This is a genomic window from Bifidobacterium mongoliense DSM 21395 (assembly GCF_000741285.1).
GTDB classification, from domain to species: Bacteria; Actinomycetota; Actinomycetes; order Actinomycetales; family Bifidobacteriaceae; genus Bifidobacterium; species Bifidobacterium mongoliense.
In genome coordinates, this window is record NZ_JGZE01000041.1 from 1 (window position 1) to 668 (window position 668).

The window sequence follows — 668 nt, forward strand, 5'->3', positions numbered from 1 at the left end:
GCGTGGCCACGGCCGCCTCGAGCGTGCTGTTGGCCAGGCGCGCGTCGGGCCTGCGCGACATGGACCACGACACGATCATCCCGTCGAAGCAGTCCGCGATCACGCTCAGCCAGCACTTGTAGCCGTCCATCGTGAACTGGGTGACGTCGGTCACCCACAGCATGTTCGGGCGCGCGGCGTGGAAGTCGCGGGCCACCAGGTTCTCCGGCGCGCGCGACAGCTCGCCCTTGTAGGAGCTGTACGCCTTGGGCGCCTTGCCCATGTAGATGGGCACGAGCCCGTCGCGCCTCATGATCATGCGCACGAGGCGCTCTCCCACGCGCATCCTGGCACGCACCAGGCGGTGCACGCGCCGGTAGCCGGCCACACGCCCCAGGCGCTCGAACGCCTCGTGCACCAGCGGCGTGGCCAGGTCCACGCGCGACGGGGCGTCCAAACGGGGCGCCAGGCGATGGTACGTGGCGCGCGCCAGGCCCACGGCCGCGAACAGGCGCGCCAGCCGGTAGCCATGGCGCTCACGCATCACACGCACGGCCCGCGTCTTCTCCATGTTCGTCAGATCGCGCGGGCCAGCGTCTTTTAAAATATCGTTCTGCACCTTCAGCAGCCGGTTCTCAAACTCGAGCCGCTCGCAACGCGCGCGCAGCTCCTCGACGTCGCCACGCGCG

General features: G+C 69.6%; 1 protein-coding gene. It reads right to left on the minus strand.

Translation table 11 applies throughout. The features are described 5' to 3' along the window. Nucleotides 1-668, minus strand: a 668-nt coding sequence (locus BMON_RS09070) for a DDE-type integrase/transposase/recombinase (protein ID WP_034885541.1), incomplete at both ends; no start/stop codon positions are given.